We start from the raw sequence: 25,247 nt of genomic DNA on the forward strand, positions 1-25,247 counted from the left end.
CTTATCCATGAAAATAAGAGAATTTCGGCATTATAGCGAGAAGTTAGTTTTTTGTCAGCAAATGGTGCTTGCGAACGCCTAATAAAATCAACGTTGCACCATAAACTATTGCGGCTAATACAATCAACCAAACAAGCCAATAAACACGCATGAAGAAATCCATTTTCGCCCATTGGTTGATTTCAGGCACGTAATACCAAACTGCCGCACCCATTGCGATTGCTGCCAATAAAACTTTGACAAAAAAGACCGCACTTTTACGTGAGAAATAATAGACATCCGCTTTGGCTAAGCCGCGATAGAGTAAGTAGGCGTTAAGGGTTGCCGACATTGCTGAAGCAATGGCTAAACCCACATAACTGAAAGGAATCGCCAATAGGTTAAAGCCCATATTACTCACCATGGCAATAATGCCGATTTTTACTGGCGTTTTGGTATCTTGGCGGGCGTAATAGCCATTGGCGAGGATTTTAATCAACATAAAGCTAAGTAACCCCCCGTTAAATGCCCATAAAGAATAAGAGGCCGCATGAACATCATTTAGCATGAAATTTCCACGCATAAAGAGCGTAAGTAACATTGGCTGAGCCAATACAGCAATACCAATGGCGGCTGGAACGCCAAGTAATAAAATCATTCGTACGCCCCAATCCATTGTATTACGAAAATCAACCGCACTTTTATCTGAATCGCCTTCACGATTAACGTGGTGGCGAGCAAGTGTTGGCAAAATTACGGTAGAAATAGCAATGCCAAATAAACCGAGAGGAAATTCCAGTAAGCGGTCGGAGTAATACAGCCAGCTAATAGAGCCCGTCATCAAGAAGCTCGCAATCACTGTATCCAGCAAAAGATTAATTTGACTTACCGATACACCAAATAACGCAGGGATCATTAATTTACGAATTTTGGTTACGCCTTCATCCCGCCAAGCCCATTTGGGTTTCACCAGTAAACCAGCTTGTTTCATAAATGGAATTTGGAATAAGAACTGTAATAAGCCGCCTAGAAAAATACCGATAGCCAACGCAAGATCTGGATTGTCCATTTGTGGTGCAAGGAAAAGTGCGGTGGCAATCATCGCTATATTTAATAACACAGGTGAAAAGGACATCACGCCGAATTTCCCAATCGTATTAAGCACAGCTCCAGAAAGCGCGACAAAAGTAACAAACCATAAATAAGGAAAAGTTATTTTAAGTAAAAGGGAAGCTTGTTCAAATTTATGTGCATCAAGGCCATCATTCATCCAATCGGTGAACCAGCCCATCCCAAATAAAGCGGCAACGATAGGTGAGCCAATCATCGCGAGGATCGTAACAATACTGACCAATCCCCCAAGGGTACCAGAAACTTTTCCAATAAATTCACGGGTTTTATTAATATCACCAGATTTTTGATATTCTGCGAGAACAGGGACAAAAGCCTGTGAAAAAGCCCCCTCAGCAAATAAACGGCGAAGAAAATTTGGGATACGATTAGCAAATAAAAAAACATCCGCCGCCGCGCCTGCCCCAATGAGATGAGCGATAACTACATCGCGCACAAGACCTAACACTCTTGATAATAAAGTCATAGAACTAACAACAATGCTAGATTTTAAAAGTCGTTTACTCAAAATATTCTTCTCTACCCTAAAATTTTTGCCTAATTGTATAGAAATTTTGTTTTTACGCTATATTCCGTGAAAAAAAACTGATAAAATCCGCCGCACATCGTTTGTGTGAGCCCATATTGAAAGAGCTTGTAAAAATAACGATACTTACTTTCGGTTGTGTCTCACCGAAATCAACACAAATTTTCCATTGACAAAAGTATAAAAAATCGGCATATTGACGCCCTTTATTTTGTCTATCAATCAACAGAAATTTTAGGAGTTTGACCTTGGCTAATATCAAGTCAGCAAAAAAACGCGCGGTTCAATCTGAAAAACGCCGCCAACACAACGCAAGCCAACGCTCTATGATGCGTACTTACATCAAAAAAGTATATGCTCAAGTAGCAGCAGGTGAAAAAGCAGCAGCTGAAGCAGCATTCGTTGAAATGCAAAAAGTTGTTGACCGTATGGCTTCTAAAGGCTTAATCCACGCTAACAAAGCAGCAAACCACAAATCTAAATTAGCTGCACAAATCAAAAAATTAGCGTAATTTTTAGCTAGAAAGAATAAAAAATAAAACCGCACTTTAAAGTGCGGTTTTTTATTTCATCGAATTTTAGACTAAAGTAACAACATCGATCCCCATTTGATAATATCAAAGAAGAATTTATTTTCATTCGTCGCGATACCATCAGGATTTTTCGGTGTGCCATCTTCATTTTTCTGTACTTCCACCATGCCATTTTTATATTGACCTTTCACGACAGCCAAATCATCGCGCGCTTCATTACGTAATTTTAAACACGCCTGTTCAGTTAAAGGCTCAACATTACCCACTTCGGTACGAAATTTTTTAAACTGATAGCTTGCGTAATTCATCGATTTTTCATCACCTTGAATAATCTTCACATATTGCTCGCCAATAATTTTTTCCAACGGATAGAAAAAGACATATTGTGAGTGAATATAGCTATCTTCTTTAGAAAAATGCTGTTGCAAAATCCGAGTTAAATTTGGGTAAACGCATTGTTCTGCTTGCTTACTTGCAATCGCCCATTGTTTTGCATCTTGATCGGAAAGTTGGTAATCTGCCCCCGCAAATTCACCAGGGATTGCGGATTGTGAGCTACCAAACATTGAGCAGCTAGACAGCAATGCTGCCACACCTAAGGTTGCAATTAATTTCACATTTGATCCTTATAAAAATGAGAATGCGCAAAATTCTAGCAATATCTTCACTACAGATAAAGCAGCAAATGAATTTAGTTTTCCTGATCCGAAAAACTTCCGCTATAATGACCGCACTTTTTTACGTTAATTAAAAGGAATTCTCATGCAAAATCCAAAAGATGATGTGTTATATGCGCCTGTTGAATGGGTCGATCACAGCGAAGGCTATAGCGACATTCGCTATCATAAATCTACTGATGGTATTGCCAAAATTACCATTAACCGCCCTGAAGTTCGTAATGCATTTCGTCCACAAACAGTGAAAGAAATGATCACTGCATTTTCTGATGCACGCTTCGATGAAAACATTGGTGTCATTGTATTAACTGGCGAAGGCGAAAAAGCATTCTGTTCTGGTGGTGACCAAAAAGTACGTGGCGATTACGGCGGTTATAAAGATGACAGCGGCGTACATCACTTAAATGTATTAGATTTCCAACGCGATATTCGTTCTTGTCCAAAACCGGTTGTGGCAATGGTGGCCGGTTATGCAATTGGTGGTGGCCATGTATTACATATGCTTTGCGACTTAACCATTGCTGCTGAAAATGCTATTTTCGGTCAAACAGGGCCAAAAGTCGGCTCATTCGATGGTGGTTGGGGAGCAAGCTATATGGCTCGTTTAGTGGGTCAGAAAAAAGCGCGTGAAATTTGGTTCTTATGCCGTCAATATAATGCACAAGAAGCATTAGACATGGGCTTAGTCAATACTGTTGTGCCTTATGCTGATCTTGAAAAAGAAACTGTACGCTGGTGTCGTGAAATGTTACGCAATAGCCCAATCGCAATTCGTTGTTTGAAAGCGGCATTAAATGCTGACTGTGATGGCCAAGCTGGTCTTCAAGAATTGGCAGGTAACGCAACAATGTTGTTCTACATGACTGAAGAAGGTCAAGAAGGTCGTAATGCGTTTAACGAAAAACGCGCCCCAGACTTCAGCAAATTCAGACGTAACCCTTAATTTATCGTTCTAAAGTGCGGTTAAAAATCTTCGTGAATTTTGACCGCACTTTTGTATTGGGAGCAAGCATGGCTGAAAAATCATTTAATCTTTACCGTTATTCCATCCCCGTTGATAGTCAACTTATTCTGCGTGATCGTTTTTTAAAACGCCGTGAAGGCTTAATCGTAAGAGTAAGTTGCAGCCGAGACGGTTGGGGAGAAATCGCCCCGCTACCTGGTTTTAGCGAAGAAACCTTAAACCAAGCTCAAGAACAAGCAATGGAATGGCTAACGACATGGTGCAATGCAAGCTGTGACGCACCTCGCGTACCATTAGATGGCACCTATCCCTCCGTTGCTTTTGGTATCAGTTGCGCAATGGATGAAATGAAAGGTTATTTACAAGCTGAAGGCAATTACCATACAGCACCACTTTGTTATGGCGATCCCGATGAATTGTATGCCAAACTTGCGAGCATAGCAGGCGAAAAAGTAGCAAAGATGAAAGTGGGCAGATACGAAGCCAATCACGATGGATTAATTGCCGATATGTTTTTAGAAGCGATTCCCGATTTACAATTACGACTGGATGCAAACCGCCATTGGTCGTTAGAAAAAGCGTTACAATTTGCCTCTAAAGTCAAACTGCAACATAGAAAACGTATTCAATTTTTAGAAGAACCTTGTAAAACACAAGCACTCAGTCGTGAATTTGCAGCTCAAACCGATATTGCGATTGCGTGGGATGAATCCGTACGAGAGCCTAATTTTTGCTTGGAAAAAGAACCGCACTTATCGGCTGTCGTAATCAAACCCACTTTAATTGGTTCAATTCAACGTTGTGCTGAACTCATTAACCAAGCACATTTGTTAGGCCTAAAAGCGGTTATTAGTTCAAGTATCGAAAGCAGTTTAGGGCTCTCTCAGCTCGCGCGAATCGCACAACAATACACTCCGAATGTAACTCCAGGCTTAGACACGTTAGATTTGATGGAACATCAAGTACTACGCGCTTGGCCTGGTTCTGATTTACCTATTGTGGATTTAGAATCTGAATTTATCACTAAAATTATCTGATTCGACCACCCAAAATCGAAAAATCAGTATAATGCGCCACACAAAAAGGATTAAAAATGTCGCAAACACACAGAATTTTGCTGTTAAATGGCCCGAACTTAAATATGTTAGGGGCTCGCGAGCCAAAACATTATGGCAGTATTTCTCTTGCATCCATTGAAGAGAAAATACAAACTTTAGCCACTCAACACAATGTAAAAGTGGAATGTTTTCAAGCCAATAGTGAAGAAAAATTAATTAATAAGATCCACGAAAGTTTTCAGCAAGTCGATTTTATTTTAATTAATCCTGCTGCCTACACTCATACCAGTGTAGCATTGCGCGATGCACTTTTAGCTGTTTCAATTCCTTTTGTGGAGATTCATTTATCCAACGTGCATAAACGTGAATCATTTCGTCATCATTCTTATTTTAGCGATGTGGCTGAAGGCGTTATTTGCGGTTTAGGCGCAAAAGGTTACGAGTTTGCCTTTTTATTTGCTATCGATTACCTTGCTAAAAAATAAGAAAATCGAGCATTTTGGGCGAAATTCACAGAATTTTATCGCAAATTTGCAAAATTTAAGGTAATCTTTACAACACAAAAATAAGTTTATTCATAACCGCACTTTTTCATTTAAAAGTGCGGTTAAAATTTCAATCTTTTTAGGAAGAACGTATGGACATTCGTAAAATCAAAAAATTAATCGAATTAGTAGAAGAATCTGGCATTACTGAATTAGAAGTGCAAGAAGAAGAAGGTACAGTACGTATTAGCCGTGCAGCGCCAGCAGTTGCTCCAGCAGCAATTCAATACGCTACAGCACCAGTGGTAGCACCAACTCCAGCTGCTGTGCCAGCTCAAGCGCCAGCAGCGGCGACACCAGCGCCAGCAGCATCCGATGAATTATCAGGCCATCTTGTACGTTCACCAATGGTAGGAACGTTCTATCGCAGCCCAAGCCCAGAAGCAAAAGCATTCGTTGAAGTGGGTCAATCTGTGAAAGTTGGCGACACGCTTTGTATCGTTGAAGCAATGAAAATGATGAACCGCATTGAAGCAGACAAAGCTGGCGTAGTAAAAGCAATTCTTATCAACGACGGTGACGCTGTTGAATTCGACGAACCATTAATCGTTATTGAATAATTTCCAATATTTTCGTCGGGCGGACTTTAGTCCGCCTATTTCATATACAAACAATTAGAGCGAATTTATCGTAGGCGATATAAATTGAAATCTGTTCACACCAAATTTTATAGGGAGAACAATATTTCAAGAACCTACATAAAAATTCACGTCTATCTGACTAAACGGACTCTTTTATGTTAGAAAAAGTTGTGATTGCTAACCGCGGTGAAATTGCACTACGCATTTTACGTGCTTGTAAAGAATTAGGTATTAAAACTGTGGCGGTTCACTCCACCGCTGATCGTGATTTAAAACACGTTTTACTCGCTGATGAAACCGTTTGTATCGGTCCAGCACCTTCCGCAAAAAGTTATTTAAATATTCCAGCTATCATTGCTGCCGCCGAAGTAACAGGCGCAGATGCAATTCATCCAGGATACGGTTTTTTATCTGAAAATGCTGATTTTGCTGAACAAGTTGAACGCTCAGGTTTCACTTTCATCGGCCCAACAGCTGATGTCATCCGTTTAATGGGCGATAAAGTTTCAGCTATTAAAGCGATGAAAAAAGCAGGCGTGCCTTGTGTGCCGGGTTCTGATGGCCCTGTAGGTAACGACATTGCTAAAAATAAAGAAATTGCTAAACGTATTGGCTATCCAATCATCATCAAAGCATCCGGCGGTGGTGGCGGCCGAGGAATGCGTGTTGTTCGTGGCGAAGACGCATTAGAAGAATCTATCGCGATGACTAAAGCAGAAGCGAAAGCTGCATTCAATAATGATATGGTCTATATGGAAAAATACTTAGAAAATCCACGTCACGTGGAAATTCAAGTATTAGCAGACACGCATGGCAATGCAGTTTATTTGGCTGAACGTGACTGCTCAATGCAGCGTCGTCACCAAAAAGTTGTGGAAGAAGCGCCTGCTCCAGGCATCACAGAAGAAGTTCGCCGCGATATCGGCTCTCGCTGTGCAAAAGCTTGTGTAGAAATCGGCTATCGCGGAGCAGGTACGTTTGAATTCTTATATGAAAATGGCGAATTCTATTTCATTGAAATGAATACTCGTATTCAAGTGGAACACCCTGTAACTGAAATGATTACAGGTGTAGATTTAGTGAAAGAGCAATTACGCATCGCTGCAGGCTTGCCGATTTCCTTTAAACAAGAAGACATCAAAGTTAAAGGCCATGCAATAGAATGCCGCATTAACGCAGAAGATCCAAAAACATTCTTACCATCTCCAGGAAAAGTAAATCACTTACATTCACCGGGCGGATTGGGTGTTCGTTGGGATTCTCATGTTTATGGTGGCTATACGGTGCCTCCACATTACGACTCTATGATCGCAAAACTTATCACTTATGGCGATACGCGTGAAGTTGCAATCCGTCGTATGCAAAATGCATTATCTGAAACAATTATTGATGGTATCAAGACCAACATCCCACTTCATGAATTAATTCTTGAAGATGAAAATTTCCAAAAAGGTGGAACAAATATCCACTATTTGGAGAAAAAATTAGGTATGCATGAATAATTAAAATTTAAATGGCTAACAGATGTTAGCCATTTTCGCATGTTCCTAAAACTTATTTAATGATAATAAACACTAGAATCAGCAAAACATTTTGAATTATTCAAAAAAGTTGTAAGATTAGCAAACATAAGGGGTGTATAAAATATATGCCCCTTATACCATTCAAAAATATACTTTCACTTATAAAAAATTTAAGGAAGAAACATGACATTAAAACAACGTTATCAACAAGCTGCCAAGGAAGCTAGTTGGGCATTAGGCCTATCTATTTTATATGTGATAGGTTGGTGCTTATGTGCTTATTTGCCTAAAGAAACTCAAGGGCCGATTGGTTTCCCCCTCTGGTTCGAACTCTCTTGTATTTATTTGCCTATTCTGTTTATTGTAATTGGCCATTGGATTATCAAAATTATTTATCAAGATATCTCTCTTGAAATCAAAGATGAGGAGAATCAAAAATGAATTTAGGTATTATTCTCCCTTTAATTATTTATCTTGCATTTATATTTGGTGCTGCGATTTTCGCTTATGTAAAACGTACAAAAGGCGATTTCCTAACGGAATATTATGTAGGTAACCGCTCCATGACGGGTTTTGTGCTCGCAATGACAACTGCATCAACTTATGCCAGTGCAAGTTCTTTTGTAGGCGGCCCTGGCGCAGCTTATAAATACGGATTAGGCTGGGTATTACTTGCGATGATTCAAGTTCCGGCAGTATGGCTTGCATTAGGTGCATTAGGTAAAAAATTCGCGCTATTATCAAGAGAAACCAATGCGTTAACGATTAACGATCTTTTCCTTTATCGTTATAAAAACAAATATTTAGTCTGGCTATCAAGTCTTGCTCTTCTTCTCGCATTTTTTGCAGCCATGACCGTGCAATTTATTGGTGGTGCGCGTTTATTAGAAACAACTATCGGCATTTCTTATACTCAAGCATTGCTCTTATTTGCTTTAACGGTAGGTATCTATACATTTATCGGGGGATTCCGCGCTGTCGTGCTTACGGATACCATTCAGGGTACCGTCATGATTTTAGGTACTATTATTCTCCTTGTAGGAACCATTTATGCGCTCGGCGGTGTAGAAAGTGCGGTTAATAAATTAACAGAAATCGATCCTGCATTAGTCACGCCTTACGGGCCAAATGGAATGTTAGATTTTCAATTTATGGCTTCCTTCTGGGTACTTGTCTGTTTCGGTGTTGTAGGTCTTCCACATACTGCTGTTCGATGCATGGCATTTAAAGATAGCAAAGCCTTACATAGAGGGATGCTGATTGGAACAATTGTTCTTTCCATCATTATGTTCGGTATGCACTTAGCTGGTGCGCTTGGTCGTGCAGTTATTCCAAATTTAACGGTATCGGATCAAGTGATTCCAACTTTAATGCTAAAAGTATTACCACCTATTATTGCCGGTATTTTCTTAGCCGCACCAATGTCAGCAATTATGTCCACAATTGATGCGCAACTTATTCAATCTTCTTCTATTTTTGTAAAAGATTTATACCTTTCTACGAAACCTGAAGCGGCAAAAAATGAGAAAAAAGTAAGTTATTTTTCATCTATTATCACGCTGATTTTGACCGCACTTTTAATCTTTGCCGCCCTCAATCCACCAGATATGATTATTTGGTTAAATCTATTTGCTTTTGGCGGACTAGAAGCCGCATTTTTATGGGTGATAGTGCTAGGTATTTACTGGGATAAAGCAAATGCTTATGGTGCGTTAAGCTCAATGATTATCGGCTTGGGGAGTTATATCTTGCTCACTCAGCTTGGCATAAAATTATTTAACTTCCATCAAATCGTACCGTCATTAGTATTTGGATTAATTGCATTTTTAGTGGGTAATAAATTGGGCGAACGTCGTATTGAAAAAACTCAATTAAAAGTTACCGCACTTTAAGCGTCAATCAATATGCTGTCACCTTCTTCTAAATGAGAGGAAGGTGATATTTACTTTTCTCACTGTCAGCAATTTCTACACTCAAACATAGAATTGGAACAATTCACAGGGATATATCAATGCTCTATCAAATTCTTGCGCTACTTATTTGGAGTAGTTCATTAATCGTTGGTAAACTCACTTATTCGATGATGGATCCTGTGCTTGTTGTGCAAATCCGGTTAATTATCGCAATGGTTATTGTCATGCCACTCTTTCTACGTCGTTGGAAAAAAATTGATAAACCAATGCGTAAACAACTTTGGTGGTTGGCATTCTTTAACTATACCGCCGTATTTTTATTACAATTCATCGGGCTAAAATATACCTCTGCGTCCAGTGCAGTCACCATGATTGGGCTAGAACCGCTGCTCGTTGTATTTGTCGGGCATTTCTTCTTTAAAGACAAAGCAAAATGGTTTCACTGGCTATTCGGCGCAATGGCATTTGTTGGCGTGGCGATTTTAATCAATGGCGGAAAAAATAATGAAGGCGTTGATAACATCAGTTTATTCGGGTGTTTATTAGTACTAAGTGCTGGGATCATTTTCGCTGCCGTGTTACGTTGGACACAGCGAGTTGTAGCCAAGGTCTCAACGCAAGCTTATACCTCCGTCAGCATTGTACTTGGCACCATCACAACGTTGCCATTTACGCTATTACTCACAGAAAACTGGCAAATATCACTAAATTCCACAAGTATTGCGGGTTTATTATATCTTGCCATTGGCTGTAGCTGGCTTGCCTATTGGTTATGGAATAAAGGCCTTAATAGTGTGGATGCCAATATCTCCGGTATTTTAGTCGCACTTGAGCCGCTATTCGGCATCTTATTTGCCGTATCATTACTTGGCGAAACGCTGTCATTTTCAGCCACACTTGGTATAACAATCATTATTCTCGCCACACTTGGCTCGACTTTACTGCCGAAAATTTTGAAAAAATCGGTATAATACGCCCCATTTTATGAAATAAAGGAAAAAACAAATGGCTTGGATTCAAATTCGCCTAAATAGCACCAATGAAAAAGCAGAACAAATGAGTGATTTTTTAGAAGAAATCGGCTCCGTTTCTGTAACTTTTATGGATAGTCAAGATACACCGATTTTTGAGCCTTTGCCTGGTGAAACTCGTTTATGGGGCAACACCGATGTTATTGCGTTATTTGATGCAGAAACAGATATGGCAGAAATCGTCCGCTTATTAAAAGAAGCGAAACACTTAGATAGTAATACGGCGTACAAAATTGAACAAATAGAAGACAAAGACTGGGAGCGCGAGTGGATGGATAACTTCCACCCAATGCAATTTGGTAAGCGTTTATGGATTTGTCCAAGTTGGCGTGATGTGCCTGATGAAAATGCCGTCAATGTTATGCTTGACCCAGGTTTAGCATTTGGGACAGGCACTCATCCTACAACCGCACTATGTTTAGAATGGCTAGATAGCCTTGATTTAAAAGATAAAACCGTCATCGATTTTGGCTGTGGTTCAGGCATTTTAGCCATTGCTGCATTAAAACTTGGTGCGAAAAGTGCGGTAGGAATTGATATCGATCCACAAGCGATTCTAGCCAGTCGCAATAATGCCGAGCAGAATGGCGTAGCAGATCGCCTACAGCTGTTCTTATCTGATGAAAAACCCTCTGATTTAAAAGCTAATGTCGTGGTGGCGAATATTCTTGCTGGCCCTCTCAAAGAACTTTACCCAATCATTAGCCAACTTGTTAAACCTAATGGCGATCTTGGTTTATCGGGCATTTTAGAAACTCAAGCTCAATCGGTATGCGATGCCTATACGCAAACATTTGCGTTAGAGCCAGTCGCGGTGAGAGAAGAATGGTGCCGAATTACGGGTAAGCTAAAAACGCTTTAATTTCTTTTTGTCAATCAAAAAAAGTGTATTTTTTAAACAAATTTCACTTTGCAAAGTAAGGCAAAATGCGTATTATAGCCAGCCTTGTCGGTCGTCGACCAGTTCGACACTAATTAGATTTAGGCTTGCTAGGAAGGTAACGTAAAATGCGAATCGGTTCATACCAATTGAGAAATCGTGTTTTACTTGCACCAATGGCAGGTATTACCGACCAGCCTTTCCGTCGTCTTTGTGCATATTATGGTGCTGGACTCACATTTTCAGAAATGATGTCCACAAATCCGCAAGTTTGGCATACCGAAAAATCCAAATTGCGCTTGGCACATAGCGAAGATTTAGGTCTCAATGCCATGCAAATTGCAGGTAGTGATCCACTCGAGATGGCACAAGCTGCGGCTATCAACGTGGAATATGGTGCCCAAATCATTGACATTAATATGGGGTGCCCTGCCAAAAAAGTAAATCGCAAACTCGCAGGCTCTGCATTGTTGCAATTTCCAGATTTGGTAGAAAAAATCTTGCGAGAAGTAGTGACAGCCGTCAATGTGCCAGTGACCTTAAAAATTCGTACAGGCTGGGATAAATCTAATCGAAACTGCGTTCAAATCGGCAAAATTGCAGAACAATGTGGCATACAAGCATTAACGGTGCATGGTCGTACACGAGCTTGTCTTTTTGAAGGCGAAGCGGAATATGACAACATCAAAGCTGTTAAACAAGCAATTGCCATACCGGTTATAGCCAATGGTGATATTGATTCTGCTCGGAAAGCAAAATTCGTTCTCGATTATACCGGAGCGGATGCCATTATGATCGGTCGTGCTGCGCTGGGTAACCCTTGGGTATTTCAAGCTGTGGAAAACCTAATTGAGCATGACTCGATAAGCCAAATGCCAAGTTTAAACGAAAAGTGCGGTCAAATTTTGCGTCATATTCAAGAATTACATCAATTCTATGGCGAACAAAAAGGCTATCGCATTGCGCGTAAACACGTGGCTTGGTATTTACAGGGAATTCAACCTGATTCCGTTTTTAAACAGACTTTTAATGCAATTAGTGATCCAAAAGAGCAACTTATTGTATTGGAAGATTTTTTCAATTTAATTTTGGATAAAGAAAAATGTTAGAACAACAACGTAATCCTGCTGAAGCCTTAACGGTGTCAGTATTAAATGCGCAATCACAAGTGACCAACAAACCATTACGCGATTCAGTAAAACAAGCATTGCGTAATTATTTAGCGCAATTAGATGGTCAAGATGTGAATGATCTTTACGAATTAGTATTAGCGGAAGTTGAACACCCGATGTTAGATATGATTATGCAATATACTCGTGGTAATCAAACCCGTGCAGCAAATATGCTTGGTATCAACCGTGGTACATTACGTAAAAAACTAAAAAAATACGGTATGGGCTAAGTTATACGTTTTTTAGACAACAAAGGGCGAACATTTTAATGTTCGCCCTTTTCATTCAATCAGATAAAGCACAAGCTATAACCTGTGCTTTAAATTTATCTTAAAATCAACCGCACTTTATTCTACGGTGACAGATTTCGCTAAGTTACGAGGTTGATCTACATCAGTACCTTTAATTAAGGCCACATGATAAGAAAGCAACTGCATTGGGATGGTATAAAAAATCGGTGCAACGATATCATTGACTTTCGGCATCGTGATGATTTTCATTCCTTCACTTGGTGTAAAGCCTGCTTCTTTATCGGCAAATACGTATAATTGGCCACCACGAGCACGAACCTCTTCAATGTTCGATTTTACTTTCTCTAATAATTCATTATTTGGTGCCACAACAATTACCGGCATATCGGCATCAATCAACGCTAATGGACCATGTTTCAATTCTCCAGCTGCATACGCTTCAGCGTGAATATAAGAAATCTCTTTCAATTTCAAAGAGGCCTCTACTGCAATTGGATAAAATGCTCCACGACCTAAGAAAAGAGCATGATGTTTTTCAGCAAAATCCTCAGCCAATGCTTCAATTTCTGTATCAAAAGCTAACGCTTTTTCAATTTCAGCAGGTAAAGATTGCATTGCTTTGATAATCTCTTGCTCTTTTTCTGCAGAAATATGACCTTTAACTTTACCAAGTGCCGTCACCAACATTAATAACGCAGCGAGCTGTGTCGTAAATGCTTTTGTTGACGCCACCCCAACCTCAACACCGGCACGCGTCATAAATGCAAGATCTGATTCGCGTACTAGCGAAGATCCAGCAACATTACAAATTGTTAATGCCGCCATGTAGCCCTTTTCTTTCGCTAAACGAAGTGCGGCTAAAGTATCGGCTGTTTCTCCAGATTGAGAAAGGGTAATCAATAAGCTATTTGGACGGGTAACAAATTTGCGATAACGAAACTCTGATGCAATTTCAACATCACAACTCACGCCAGCCAAAGATTCAAACCAATAACGCGCCACCATACCTGCATTATAAGATGTACCACAAGCAACAATTTGAATATGCTCAACTTTTTCTAAAATGCCTTTTGCACCATTACCGATTGAATCGACAATCACATTTTCATGATTGATACGCCCTTCCATTGTATTGATAAGTGCGGTTGGCTGTTCGTAAATTTCTTTCTGCATAAAATGACGGAATTTACCTTTCTCTGCCGCGTCATTTTCGAGATTAGATTCATGAACTTCACGATCAACTTTATTGCCGTAAGTATCATAAATATCAACTGTACGACGTGTAATTTCTGCAATATCCCCTTCTTCTAAAAAGATAAAACGGCGGGTAACACTTAAAAGTGCAAGTTGATCTGAAGCTAAGAAATTTTCACCAATACCTAAGCCAATCACTAGCGGACTACCAGAACGAGCTGCGACTAAATGTTCAGGATGACGGCTATCCATTACCACCATACCGTATGCACCAGTGAGTTGTTTTACTGCTTTTTTCACAGCGTCTAAAAGTGAATCCGTACTACGCATTTCCCACTCAACGAGGTGAGCAATCACTTCCGTATCGGTTTGCGATAAAAATACATAACCACGAGATTTTAATAATTCTCGAAGTTCTTCATGATTTTCAATAATACCGTTATGTACTACAGCAAAAGTGCCTGACGCATGGGGGTGAGCATTGGTTTCTGATGGTTCACCATGCGTCGCCCAACGCGTATGCGCAATGCCTGTACCACCAATCAATGGTTTCTCCGATACCGCCTCATCTAATGCTTTAACTTTACCTAAGCAGCGCACGCGTTGTAATTCATGGTGTTCATTTACCACTGCAACGCCTGCAGAATCATAACCACGATATTCCAAACGATGTAAACCATTAATTAAGATTTCCGCTACATCACGTTGCGCTACCGCGCCGACAATACCACACATAAGCTTTCCTTATTGTTAATTAAATAAAAAATACGTCTACTTTTTTAACCGCACTTTATACGCAAATGACTTCTACGCCATGAGCCCAAATGGCTTGTTTATCTTGTTCTGACAATCCCGTATCAGTAATAAGCACATCAATTTGTTGCCAAGTTAATTCTAAATTTGGCATTTTCCGACCAATTTTCTGAGATTCCACCACCACAACAACTTCGCGAGAAACTTCCGCCATCACCTGGCTTAACCCTACAAGTTCATTAAAAGTCGTAGAACCTCGCGCTAAATCAATGCCATCAGCACCAATAAAAAGTTGGTCAAAATCGTAAGAACGTAGCACCTGTTCAGCTACTTTTCCTTGAAACGATTCCGAACGAGTATCCCAAGTTCCACCAGTCATCAGTAACGTTGGCTCATTTTCTAATGCTCTCAATTCTGTTGCCACCGAAAGCGAGTTCGTCATGACTACTAAGCCTTGTTTTAAATTAAGTTGTTTAATCAAAGCCGCCGTAGTACTACCGCTATCTACGATAATACGGTTATGATCACGAATACGTTCGGAGGCAGCTTTCGCTATGACAAACTTTCGTTTCGTAAGTTCATCATTTTCGTTTTCATCAATAATTTCTTTTGGCATTAAAATTGCGCCACCGTATTTACGCAATAAAAAACCATTTGTTTCTAGCGCACTTAAGTCTTTACGAATAGTGACTTCAGATATATCAAAAAGTTGCACTAGCTGTTCTACACTCACTTCACCTTGTTCTTGCAAAAGTTGCATAATAGTATGGCGACGTTGTTTAGTATTACGAGGCTGGCTACTTTTTCTCATAAAGCTATCCTTAAATGCAATAAATTTCGGTTCGAAAGTTTATGTAAACAATATTGTTTTGTAAAGTAAATTTTAGGTAACAAAAAACCCTGCTCATTGGCAGGGTTTAAAAATCATTCAAATATTAATTATTTGATTGCATCTTTTAATGCTTTACCAGATACAAACGCTGGCACTTTAGATGCTGCGATTTTAATTTCAGCACCAGTTTGTGGGTTACGACCAGTACGTGCAGCACGTGCATTTACTTTGAATGTACCGAAACCGATTAATTGTACAGGTTCACCTTTTTTGAGGCTTGCAGTAATCGCTTCTAAAGTAGCTTCTAACGCAGCTTTAGCTTGTTTTTTGTTTAATTCTGCAGCGCTTGCAATTGCATCAATTAAATCTGTTTTGTTCATAAATTTGTACCTTCTGTTAAATAAAAATTTGACTCTTCAAAATATGCCTGTGGGCGAACCACAAAAGCTGTGCAAAGGATAATCTAACTTACGATGAATTAAAAGCAAGATTTTTAAAATTTGTGACAAATCTCACGTTATTGATGAAATTCTATACCAATATTAGAGATTCCCTCGGCTCGGATCTCATTTTTTAAATCTAAAATTAATTCAATATCACGTTTTTCACATTCTTTAAGTAAACGATAAACTTGCCATTGCACATCGAGTTCCGCTTGAATATCTTCACTTTCTTTAAGTTCGCTTTCCGACCAATGTCTCCCCGTTTCAGTTTCCAATAAACTCGTTACCGTACCTAAAGAAATTAAACTCATTTCCACCGCTCTTTCTAATGTTTCACCCGCGATAATAGCGTGTAAAATTTCAGCTAAAGCCTGGCAAGCATCTAACGCCGGCACAACACCAAAACTCTCATAATTATTCACATCAGGAATAATCGTTTCCAATTTCTCCAACTGATTTTCAAAGTTGATCTTGGCATCTTTAACCGTTAAATATTCCCACACCAAATTGAGAATATTTTGATACGTTTTAGCTTCAACGCTAAGCTCGTTCATTTGACAGAACAATTTAAAATTTGGTGCCATACGTTCACATAAAGCAGCCATAAAAGTAAGATGTTGCCAACTTTCTAAGTTTTCTAAGCGTTTATGAATCGGATTTCGCATCTTATTTCCTTAATTCGTAAGAGTTGGAATATTTATGAATCGCATTTATTTTCTGCTTTACAGAGTTCAAGCGTCACATGAATTAATTTGCGAGCGATAGTACCTGTTGGAGGTAATTCTGGCAAGGGTTGATCATAAGAAAACCACTGCGCATCATGAATTTCACTTTCCTGCAAAGTAATTTCACCGCTCTCATAATCAGCCAGAAAACCGACCATTTGAGAATTCGGAAATGCCCAAGGCTGGCTACCAAAATAACGAATATTTTTTATCAAAATTCCTGTTTCCTCAAAAACCTCTCTACGCACCGCTTGTTCAAATGTTTCACCGACTTCTACAAAACCTGCAAGAGTGGTATACATTCCTCCATTCGGGTGATAATGACGCTTGTGATTAGCAAGCAATATTTCTTTGCCACATCGAACCGCAACAATAATGGATGGGCAAATTACAGGATAAGTTCGATACCCGCAGTGAGTACATTGCACAGCGAGCTCTTCTTGAATTTGTTGTGTTTTATGACCGCACTTTCCACAAAATTTATGGGTTTTCAGGAAATGATTAATTTCCACGCCACGACTTAATATATGGAATTCATCCTCTGGCAGTGAAAGTAATCCACGCAAACTTACATATTCTCGTTCATCACTTTGTTGCTCAGCCACAAGCCACAATGGATGATTTTTCCATTCATCGATTTGCATTGCCTGCAATCCTTCCATTCCAAGCGCTTTAGCCGTACCACAAGGCAACTCATTATTCAGCAAATAAAGGTTCGAACCTTGAGTAAGCAACCAATAACCAAAATCATCTGGATGAAGTGTTTTCATTTTTTACTCCATAAAAATAACCGCACTTTCAAAGTGCGGTTATTATAAATTTTCTTTTTACCACTCACTAATAATAAGAGTGCTCTCCACGCTGATGTTCGGTTACATCTTTTGCACCTTTTAATTCATTCGGGAATAAGCTAATAAGTTGTTTTTCTACGCCATCTTTTAACGTAACATCCACCATTGAGCAACCATTACAGCCGCCACCGAATTGTAAAATTGCATAACCATCTTCAGTAATTTCAATTAAGGTGATACGTCCACCATGACTTGCAAGCTGTGGATTAATTTGAGTTTGAATCACATATTCAACACGTTCAATTAATGGCGCATCATCAGCCACCTTACGCATTTTAGCATTTGGTGCTTTTAAGGTCAGTTGTGCACCAAGCTCTTCGGTAACATAATCAATTTCTGCTTCTTCTAAGAAAGGCAGGCTGACCTCATCAATAAATGCAGAAAAAGTGTCATATTTCATTTCAACATCACTTTCTTCCACGGCATTAGGTGGGCAATAAGATACGCCACATTCCGCGTTAGGGGTGCCAGGATTAACGACGAAAATACGAATATTCGTTCCTTCTTCTTGCGTGTCTAAAAGTTTTCGAAAATGCGTTTGTGCGGCATCAGAAATAGCGATTTGCTGGGTTGCTTGTTCCATAATTATGTCCTAAATACTTGAGAGAAAGTATCGGGAATAATACGCTCATCGCGTTTTTTTTTCCAGTGCTTTATATTAAGCCCGCGCCAGCCCCCACACTTGGATCTCCTCTACACCTAATTTTCGCAACAATTTTGAGATTTCATTGAGCGTAGAACCGGTAGTAATTACATCATCCACCAGTGCGACACGACGATAAGGAAATTCATTTTTCGAAACAGCAAGAGAAAAGGCATTTTTTAAATTCTGACGACGATCTTTTGCACTCAAACCACGTTGAGTATGCGTGTGTCTCACGCGTTTTACGATATTGTTCAAATTAGGAATATCTAGCCAATGACTTAATTGCCGAGATAATAAATCAACCTGATTATAACCTCGTCGCCACTGACGAAAATGATATAAAGGCACTTGAATGATTGCTTCTGGCAATTTAAGTTGATGCGTTCGTTTAGCATCACGCACCGCAAGATATAAAAGCCGAGCTAAAGTGCGGTCAATCCAAAATTGATTTTGAAATTTAAAACGGTGAATCAATACAGAAAGTGGTTCAATATAATGCCCAATAATGACTATCTTATCCCAACTAGGTTCTTGTTTAAGGCAATTACCACAATGCTGCGCATAATATTGCAATTCCGCACCACAATGACCGCAATAAGGAAAAGATTTAATTTGTTTTTGGCAACATGAACATAACCCATTTTTTGCGATATGAAGATTGCCACGACAGTGGATACAGCGAAAATTAAAAAAATTCATCGTCTAAAAAAGTTATTTTTTGCCTGCACTTTTTTGTTTCAACGCCTCTAACGTTTCTCCCGCTCTTAAAATATGCGGTGTCACGAAAATCACGAGCTCACGTTTTTGATGTCGTTCACTTTCTTTACTAAACAATCGTTTAATGCCAGGTATATCGCCAAGTACTGGCACTTTATCTTCGCTTTTTGTGATCGTATCGTGGAACACACCACCAAGCACAATGGTTTCTCCATCTTTGGCAAAAACTTGAGTATTAATTTCTTGCTTATCAATAGAAACCACCTCGTTTTGTCCATAAGCGACTCTTGAACCTGGTGAGTTTTGGCTCACTAATAAATCAAGCAAAATATTGTTATCTTTAGAAATATGTGGCGTCACTTCCAAACCAAGCACTGCCTCACGAAATTCCACAGATTGCGTATCATTACGAGTATTACTCACAACATAAGGAATTTCTGTACCTTGTTTAATGCTCGCACTTTTCTTATTGGTAGTGAGTAAGCGAGGACTTGCGATAATTTCTACATTATTTTCACGCTCTAAAGCGCTCAATTCTAAATCAAGCAATCGCCCATTAATTTTCGCGACTTGTAATGCTATCGAGCCAGCAGGTGTCGTCGTTGTCGCAAAATTTACATTAAGATTATCCGCAATATTTTCAAAGCTATTGCCTGCGAGGCTACCTGCTACACGCACAGCATTTTCCGTTGGATTAAAAATCCCCCACCGAACGCCAAGTTCTTTCAAACTCTCATCCGTAATTGTCACAATACGTGCTTCAATAGCAATCTGCTCAATAGGTTTATCCATTTCAGAAATTAATTTTTTAATATTTTGCACAGAACGAGGTTCATCCTGAATAACCAGTAAATTACTGCGATCATCAAAGGTAATGCTCCCAGCAGGAGAAAGCAAAGAGCCACTTCCTGTGGTTAAGGATTTCATTAATTCAGAGGCTTTAGCAAAATGGAGTTTTACCGTATGGCTCACTAAGTACGGTTCATTTGCAGAGAGATTTCCGACAACTTGACCTTTGCCAGATTGCCCTCCATTCAGATAGTAAATACCCTCATCTTTATTCAAAGTAAGCTTCTTACTTCTAGCGATTATTTGTAGCAAACGTGGCATATCAATATTATCTAATTTCAAAGAAATATTGCCTTCTAGCGTCTCATCCATCACTAAATTGACATCATGTTGGAAAGCTAATTGCTCCAGTGTTTGAGCTAAAGGCGCTTGAGATAAACGAATAAAAAAACGTTCGTTATCTGTTTTAGGATTAGCAAAAACGATTAATGGCAAACAAAAACACACTAAAAAATAACCGCACTTTAAAAGACATTTCTTCATAATCTTCCTTTAAAAACTTAATTCTTTCTGTTCAGTGCTATCACATTGCTCACCGAGCTTACGCATAAATTGCACTTTATTTTGATGAATTTTTTCCACTAGATAGCCCTCTTTAGCCACATCAACGCCCTCTAAAACGCTGTAAATTTGCAAATTCTGATCCAGCAATAACGCCAAGGCTTTATCTCTAGAAATCACTACGCCCACTAATTTTAAAGCGTTCAAAGGAATTTCAGCCGCTTGGCGATTTTCATCCGCTCCACATAGATTATTAGGTACATCTGAGGAAATTATTTCTGTCTGCTCCATTACTGTTTGTGCGTTATCAAACTGAGAATGGGTACGCTGTGTTTTATCGAAAGGATCTTGTCCCCAACTACAATTCATAAAAAATAATGCAACTAGGAAAAACCAATACTTCATTTTACCTCCTTATCTAGCTGAAAAATGATCTCGGTTTGCAATGGGCCGTCTTCGGGTTTCATAAATTGCAGCCGACTTACAGAAAGCTGTGACGTATTAGCTAAAAGTGCGGTTAAAAATGTCTTCGTTTTTTCAAAATGCCCAGTAAGCTGTAAATGCAAAATAGGCTGTTGCCCCATTTCCCAACGTAAATTCTGAGATAAACCGTTACGCGCAGCTAAACGTTGAATTTGTTTATTCAAAGGCATAATTTGCGCAGCCAGTTCTGGAGAAAGTTTTCGGCTTTCCGATTGCTGCTGTAAAGAGGTTAAAATTTTCTGTTGATGCAACAATTCTGAACGTTTCTCCGCTAGCTCATTTTCGGTTTCATGGAAACGTGAGCTCCCCTCGATATAATCTAAAACAGGGCGAAAAATCACCGCGCTTAATAACAATAAAAAAGTTAAACCGTGCACATAAAAAGGCTGACTCAGCCATTTTCCAAAAGGACTAAAAGGATCGTTCAAAAAGGCTTTCACTTATCTTCTCCAACTTCTTCCACATCAAAGCGAAAAAACAATGTATGTTGCTCAGGCTGAACTTGACTTAATTTAACATTGGGGAAATGTTGCTTTAAAAATTGATGTACCGACTCAAATTCCATTTGATCTTGCGCTCGCCCCTCCAAACTTAAGTTATGACCATCTTGTTTAAATCGGTTCAATTCGCCTTTCTGAAGAGGCAATTCACTTAATTGCTGCAAACTATTTTGAACTTGCCCATTCGTGAGAGAGTGCAAAACTTCACCAACTTTCACCACACTGCGTAACTGATCAATTTGCGTGGTAGTTTTGTAAAGTTGCTGATTAAGTTGCTCAAAAGACTTTTGCTGCGCCTGCAAATTTTGTTTCTGTTGTTCAATCACATTGCTAAAAGCCAACATTAAATTAATAGCAAGCAAGATAAATAAAGCGATATAAAAAGCTAAACGACGCAAACGCTTTTGATGTTGATAAGTACGCCAAGGCAATAAATTCATCGACATTTAACTACTCACTTTTTGTTGATATAAATCTTTTTTCCATAGCGCGTTGCCAAGCGCAATAAAAGGGAGTTCTGTTTCTACTCGCTTCCAGTTTTCGGGTAATGGCGTATAACTTGAAGGAATTTGATACACAAAAACTTGTTCAAGTTGCCCTTCAAAACGTTCGGTAAATTGCTCATAAAGCGCGGTCAAATTTTCGTGAGATTGTAAAATTTGCGATTGCTGAGATCTTTCACAAATCGCAAAGCAATAGTCATCTTCTTGAAATAAAAATAAGGTATTTTCTGACCACGCTTGTTCATTCAACAAATATTGAAATGCACGCAAGATGGTATGAGGAACAACATCTAACACATTAATTTTAAATGGTTGAAAATCTTGCAAATAAGTTTGAGCACTCGCCTCTCGAATTGCTGTAATCTCTAAACGAAAACCTTGCTTTAACGGAGTAGAAATATAATCAAACCACAATTCCTCTAAAGGAATGGGTAACTCTTTCTCAATCACAAATTTACATTGTTGATGACATTCTTGCGCATTTAATATTTGCGGCAACATTAATACTTTCGACCAAGTCAAGTGAGCCGAAATACTTGCCACAAACTGCAAAGAAAAGGTTTTCCCTTTAGATTGGGTTTTTAAATGTCGCAAAAAACGATTTTTTAAATCACTATCATTGATAGAGGCTTGATAACATCGTGGCTGTTCAAGTTCATCAAACCACACTAAATCAAAATCACCTTGCTTACGGTGAATACCAATTTGTAAAGTGCGGTGATTTTTCAGGGAGAATTGCATATTCTTTCCTATTCTTTAAAGGCTGAATCTTTTATACTTAGCAGCCAAATCATAGGTCTCTTGACAAGAATATTCATTAACGAAGCGAGAATTTTACGATGCGGATCGCAAAATTAATATTTAGTACCCTATTAACTTTATGTATTTTAGGTTTAGTCGCAGGCGGAATGCTGTATTTCCACCTAAAATCAGAATTGCCCTCAGTAGAAGCATTAAAAACCGTTGAATTACAACAGCCAATGCAGATTTATACGGCTGACGGTAAATTAATTGGTGAAGTGGGTGAGCAACGACGTATTCCAGTGAAATTATCTGAAGTACCACAACGCTTAATTGATGCATTTTTAGCGACAGAAGATAGCCGCTTTTACGATCATCACGGATTAGACCCTATCGGTATTGCACGCGCGTTATTTGTTGCAGTGAATAATGGTGGCGCATCACAAGGTGCAAGTACGATCACCCAACAATTAGCACGTAACTTTTTCTTAACCCCAGAAAAAACCATTATTCGTAAAGCTCGTGAAGCCGTACTTGCCGTAGAAATTGAAAATACCCTCACTAAACAAGAAATCTTAGAGCTTTATTTAAACAAAATCTTTTTAGGCTATCGTTCTTATGGTGTTGCGGCGGCTGCACAAACCTATTTCGGTAAATCATTAAATGAATTAACGTTATCGGAAATGGCCATTATCGCAGGTTTACCAAAAGCACCTTCAACCATGAACCCGCTTTATTCTTTAAAACGTTCAGAAGAACGCCGCAATGTGGTGTTAAGCCGAATGTTGGATGAAAAATACATCAGCAAAGAAGAATATGATGCTGCATTAAAAGAGCCGATCGTTGCCAGTTATCATGGCGCAAAATTTGAATTTCGTGCAGATTATGTCACTGAAATGGTTCGCCAAGAAATGGTTCGCCGTTTTGGTGAAGAAAACGCCTACACCAGTGGTTATAAAGTATTTACCACTGTGCTTTCAAAAGACCAAGCTGAAGCCCAAAAAGCTGTGCGTAATAACTTGATTGACTATGATATGCGTCACGGTTATCGCGGTGGTGCGCCTTTATGGCAAAAAAGTGAAGCAGCTTGGGATAATGATCGCATTGTCGGTTTTCTACGCAAACTGCCAGATTCTGAGCCATTTATTCCCGCAGCCGTGGTTGGAATAACAAAAGGTGGTGCGGATCTATTATTAGCATCAGGTGAAAAAATGACGCTATCCACTAATGCAATGCGTTGGACTGGCAGAAGCAATCCTGTAAAAGTAGGTGAACAAATTTGGATTCGTCAACGTACTAATGGTGAATGGCAATTAGGGCAAATTCCAGCAGCTAACTCTGCGTTGGTATCTCTTAACTCAGATAATGGCGCGATTGAAGCCATTGTTGGTGGCTTTAGCTATGAACAAAGTAAGTTCAACCGAGCAACACAATCCTTAGTTCAAGTGGGTTCTTCTATTAAACCATTTATTTACGCAGCAGCATTAGAAAAAGGTTTAACACTTTCTAGCGTATTACAAGACAGCCCAATTTCTATTCAAAAACCAGGACAAAATTTGTGGCAACCAAAAAACTCACCTGATCGTTATGATGGTCCAATGCGTTTACGCGTAGGACTAGGTCAATCTAAAAATATGATTGCTATTCGTGCTATCCAAACGGCAGGTATTGATTTCACAGCAGAGTTTTTACAACGTTTTGGCTTTAAACGTGATCAATATTTTGCAAGTGAGGCCTTAGCACTTGGCGCAGCATCATTCACACCATTAGAAATGGCTAGAGCTTATGCGGTGTTTGATAATGGCGGTTTCCTCATTGAACCTTATATCATTGAAAAAATTCAAGATAACTCGGGTAAAGACCTATTTATTGCAAACCCTAAAATTGCTTGTATTGAGTGTAATGATCTCCCTGTGGTTTATGGCGAAACGAAAGACAAAATCAACGGCTTTGCGAATATTCCTTTAGGCGAAAATGCCTTAAAACCATCAGATAACAGTACAAACGGTGAAGAAGTTGATCAACAACCTGAAACTGTGCCTGAACTGCCAGAATTACAGTCAAATGTCACCGTACTTAAGGAAGATGCAATTGATTTAATGGCCTCAGCAAAAAATGCTTCGTCGAAAATAGAATATGCGCCACGCGTCATTAGTGGCGAACTTGCCTTTCTCATTCGTAGCGCCTTAAATACGGCTATTTATGGAGAACAAGGTTTAGACTGGAAAGGGACTAGCTGGCGTATTGCGCAAACTATTAAACGTAGCGATATAGGCGGAAAAACAGGTACGACCAACAGTTCAAAAGTGGCTTGGTATGCAGGATTTGGTGCAAACTTAGTCACTACAACTTATGTCGGATTTGACGACAACAAACGTGTACTCGGGCGCGGAGAAGCGGGTGCGAAAACAGCAATGCCAGCTTGGATCGCTTACATGAAAACTGCATTGAGCGATAAACCTGAACGTAAATTGCCATTACCACCGAAAATTATGGAAAAAAGTATTGATACGATGACTGGATTGCTTTCTCCAGATGGTGGACGTAAAGAATACTTTATTGTAGGTACTGAACCGACACGTACCTATCTTTCGGAAATGCAAGAGCGTGGTTATTATGTTCCTACAGAGTTACAGCAACGCTTAAATAATGAAGGCAATACGCCAACGCCAGCTGCACAACCAGAAGAACTCTTCTAAAAATGACCGCACTTTAGTGCACAATCAGGCGAGTCAATTGGCTCGC

Annotated in this window: 27 protein-coding genes; 13 read left to right on the forward strand and 14 right to left on the reverse strand. The window is 39.4% G+C overall.

The window, feature by feature from the left end; translation table 11 throughout:
• Nucleotides 1-43: 43 nt before the first annotated feature.
• Nucleotides 44-1,618 carry a murein biosynthesis integral membrane protein MurJ gene (gene murJ / locus DV427_RS01985; protein ID WP_114891135.1) on the reverse strand — a complete coding sequence of 525 codons (1,575 nt, stop codon included), beginning with the start codon at nt 1,616-1,618 and terminating at the stop codon, nt 44-46.
• Between the two features lie 266 nt (nt 1,619-1,884).
• On the opposite strand from murJ, the gene rpsT reads away from it, so the two are divergent.
• Nucleotides 1,885-2,148 (forward strand): 30S ribosomal protein S20, encoded by a 264-nt coding sequence (gene rpsT / locus DV427_RS01995; protein WP_005548279.1) that lies wholly within the window; start codon nt 1,885-1,887, stop codon nt 2,146-2,148.
• A 71-nt stretch (nt 2,149-2,219) separates the two neighbouring features.
• Here the strand turns inward: rpsT and DV427_RS02000 are convergent, their stop codons facing one another.
• The gene (locus DV427_RS02000) at nt 2,220-2,786 is read right to left on the reverse strand and encodes a DUF5358 domain-containing protein (protein WP_114891136.1); all 567 of its coding nucleotides are present in this window, start codon (nt 2,784-2,786) and stop codon (nt 2,220-2,222) included.
• A 145-nt stretch (nt 2,787-2,931) separates the two neighbouring features.
• Between DV427_RS02000 and menB the strand changes: the two genes are divergently transcribed.
• From menB to fis, 11 genes are all read left to right on the forward strand, one after another.
• The gene (menB, locus tag DV427_RS02010) at nt 2,932-3,789 is read left to right on the forward strand and encodes a 1,4-dihydroxy-2-naphthoyl-CoA synthase (protein ID WP_005630980.1); all 858 of its coding nucleotides are present in this window, start codon (nt 2,932-2,934) and stop codon (nt 3,787-3,789) included.
• A gap of 68 nt (nt 3,790-3,857) precedes the next feature.
• A complete protein-coding gene (gene menC / locus DV427_RS02015; protein ID WP_162790251.1) occupies nt 3,858-4,847 on the forward strand; it encodes an o-succinylbenzoate synthase in 990 nt (329 codons plus the stop codon).
• A gap of 56 nt (nt 4,848-4,903) precedes the next feature.
• Nucleotides 4,904-5,353 carry a type II 3-dehydroquinate dehydratase gene (gene aroQ / locus DV427_RS02020; RefSeq protein WP_114891137.1) on the forward strand — a complete coding sequence of 150 codons (450 nt, stop codon included), beginning with the start codon at nt 4,904-4,906 and terminating at the stop codon, nt 5,351-5,353.
• Between the two features lie 152 nt (nt 5,354-5,505).
• A complete protein-coding gene (gene accB, locus DV427_RS02025) occupies nt 5,506-5,973 on the forward strand; it encodes an acetyl-CoA carboxylase biotin carboxyl carrier protein (RefSeq protein WP_114891138.1) in 468 nt (155 codons plus the stop codon).
• Between the two features lie 176 nt (nt 5,974-6,149).
• Complete coding sequence (gene accC, locus DV427_RS02030; RefSeq protein ID WP_065265631.1) at nt 6,150-7,496, forward strand: acetyl-CoA carboxylase biotin carboxylase subunit; 1,347 nt, start codon at nt 6,150-6,152, stop codon at nt 7,494-7,496.
• A 204-nt stretch (nt 7,497-7,700) separates the two neighbouring features.
• Nucleotides 7,701-7,958 (forward strand): YhdT family protein, encoded by a 258-nt coding sequence (locus DV427_RS02035; protein WP_005634512.1) that lies wholly within the window; start codon nt 7,701-7,703, stop codon nt 7,956-7,958.
• A complete protein-coding gene (gene panF, locus DV427_RS02040; RefSeq protein WP_005626344.1) occupies nt 7,955-9,409 on the forward strand; it encodes a sodium/pantothenate symporter in 1,455 nt (484 codons plus the stop codon). Before DV427_RS02035 ends, panF begins: the two co-directional genes overlap by 4 nt.
• A 119-nt stretch (nt 9,410-9,528) precedes the next feature.
• A complete protein-coding gene (locus tag DV427_RS02045; protein WP_114891139.1) occupies nt 9,529-10,401 on the forward strand; it encodes a DMT family transporter in 873 nt (290 codons plus the stop codon).
• A 34-nt stretch (nt 10,402-10,435) separates the two neighbouring features.
• A complete protein-coding gene (gene prmA / locus DV427_RS02050) occupies nt 10,436-11,323 on the forward strand; it encodes a 50S ribosomal protein L11 methyltransferase (RefSeq protein WP_114891140.1) in 888 nt (295 codons plus the stop codon).
• A 146-nt stretch (nt 11,324-11,469) separates the two neighbouring features.
• Nucleotides 11,470-12,450, forward strand: a complete 981-nt coding sequence (dusB, locus tag DV427_RS02055; RefSeq protein WP_114891141.1) for a tRNA dihydrouridine synthase DusB — start codon at nt 11,470-11,472, stop codon at nt 12,448-12,450.
• On the forward strand, nt 12,444-12,743 hold the full coding sequence (fis, locus tag DV427_RS02060; RefSeq protein ID WP_009500196.1) for a DNA-binding transcriptional regulator Fis: 300 nt from the start codon (nt 12,444-12,446) through the stop codon (nt 12,741-12,743). Before dusB ends, fis begins: the two co-directional genes overlap by 7 nt.
• 117 nt (nt 12,744-12,860) lie before the next feature.
• On the opposite strand, the gene glmS is transcribed toward fis, so the two are convergent.
• From glmS to DV427_RS02120, 12 genes are all read right to left on the reverse strand, one after another.
• Complete coding sequence (gene glmS / locus DV427_RS02065; RefSeq protein ID WP_114891142.1) at nt 12,861-14,693, reverse strand: glutamine--fructose-6-phosphate transaminase (isomerizing); 1,833 nt, start codon at nt 14,691-14,693, stop codon at nt 12,861-12,863.
• Nucleotides 14,694-14,748: 55 nt separating this feature from the next.
• Nucleotides 14,749-15,522 carry a DeoR/GlpR family DNA-binding transcription regulator gene (locus tag DV427_RS02070; RefSeq protein ID WP_114891143.1) on the reverse strand — a complete coding sequence of 258 codons (774 nt, stop codon included), beginning with the start codon at nt 15,520-15,522 and terminating at the stop codon, nt 14,749-14,751.
• 128 nt (nt 15,523-15,650) lie between these two features.
• Complete coding sequence (locus DV427_RS02075) at nt 15,651-15,923, reverse strand: HU family DNA-binding protein (RefSeq protein ID WP_005634530.1); 273 nt, start codon at nt 15,921-15,923, stop codon at nt 15,651-15,653.
• Nucleotides 15,924-16,060: 137 nt separating this feature from the next.
• Nucleotides 16,061-16,651, reverse strand: a complete 591-nt coding sequence (locus DV427_RS02080; RefSeq protein WP_114891144.1) for a YjaG family protein — start codon at nt 16,649-16,651, stop codon at nt 16,061-16,063.
• 32 nt (nt 16,652-16,683) lie between these two features.
• Nucleotides 16,684-17,481: an NAD(+) diphosphatase gene (nudC, locus tag DV427_RS02085; RefSeq protein WP_114891145.1), complete on the reverse strand. Its 798-nt coding sequence runs from the start codon at nt 17,479-17,481 to the stop codon at nt 16,684-16,686.
• A 67-nt stretch (nt 17,482-17,548) separates the two neighbouring features.
• On the reverse strand, nt 17,549-18,145 hold the full coding sequence (nfuA, locus tag DV427_RS02090) for a Fe-S biogenesis protein NfuA (protein ID WP_114891146.1): 597 nt from the start codon (nt 18,143-18,145) through the stop codon (nt 17,549-17,551).
• Between the two features lie 75 nt (nt 18,146-18,220).
• A complete protein-coding gene (locus DV427_RS02095) occupies nt 18,221-18,907 on the reverse strand; it encodes a ComF family protein (protein ID WP_114891147.1) in 687 nt (228 codons plus the stop codon).
• Nucleotides 18,908-18,919: 12 nt separating this feature from the next.
• Nucleotides 18,920-20,257: a type IV pilus secretin PilQ family protein gene (locus tag DV427_RS02100; RefSeq protein ID WP_114891148.1), complete on the reverse strand. Its 1,338-nt coding sequence runs from the start codon at nt 20,255-20,257 to the stop codon at nt 18,920-18,922.
• 9 nt (nt 20,258-20,266) lie between these two features.
• A complete protein-coding gene (locus tag DV427_RS02105; protein ID WP_114891149.1) occupies nt 20,267-20,680 on the reverse strand; it encodes a competence protein in 414 nt (137 codons plus the stop codon).
• Nucleotides 20,677-21,198 (reverse strand): competence protein ComC, encoded by a 522-nt coding sequence (comC, locus tag DV427_RS02110; RefSeq protein ID WP_114891150.1) that lies wholly within the window; start codon nt 21,196-21,198, stop codon nt 20,677-20,679. The genes DV427_RS02105 and comC overlap by 4 nt, the downstream gene beginning before the upstream one ends.
• Entirely contained in the window at nt 21,195-21,704 is a 510-nt protein-coding gene (locus DV427_RS02115; protein WP_114891151.1) for a competence protein B, read from the reverse strand. Before DV427_RS02115 ends, comC begins: the two co-directional genes overlap by 4 nt.
• Complete coding sequence (locus DV427_RS02120) at nt 21,705-22,502, reverse strand: type IV pilus biogenesis protein PilM (RefSeq protein ID WP_114891152.1); 798 nt, start codon at nt 22,500-22,502, stop codon at nt 21,705-21,707.
• 98 nt (nt 22,503-22,600) lie between these two features.
• Between DV427_RS02120 and DV427_RS02125 the strand changes: the two genes are divergently transcribed.
• On the forward strand, nt 22,601-25,201 hold the full coding sequence (locus tag DV427_RS02125; RefSeq protein ID WP_114891153.1) for a penicillin-binding protein 1A: 2,601 nt from the start codon (nt 22,601-22,603) through the stop codon (nt 25,199-25,201).
• Nucleotides 25,202-25,247: the final 46 nt, after the last annotated feature.

The sequence above is a fragment of the Haemophilus haemolyticus genome (assembly GCF_003351405.1).
In the GTDB taxonomy this organism is placed as follows: Bacteria; Pseudomonadota; Gammaproteobacteria; order Enterobacterales; family Pasteurellaceae; genus Haemophilus; species Haemophilus haemolyticus_N.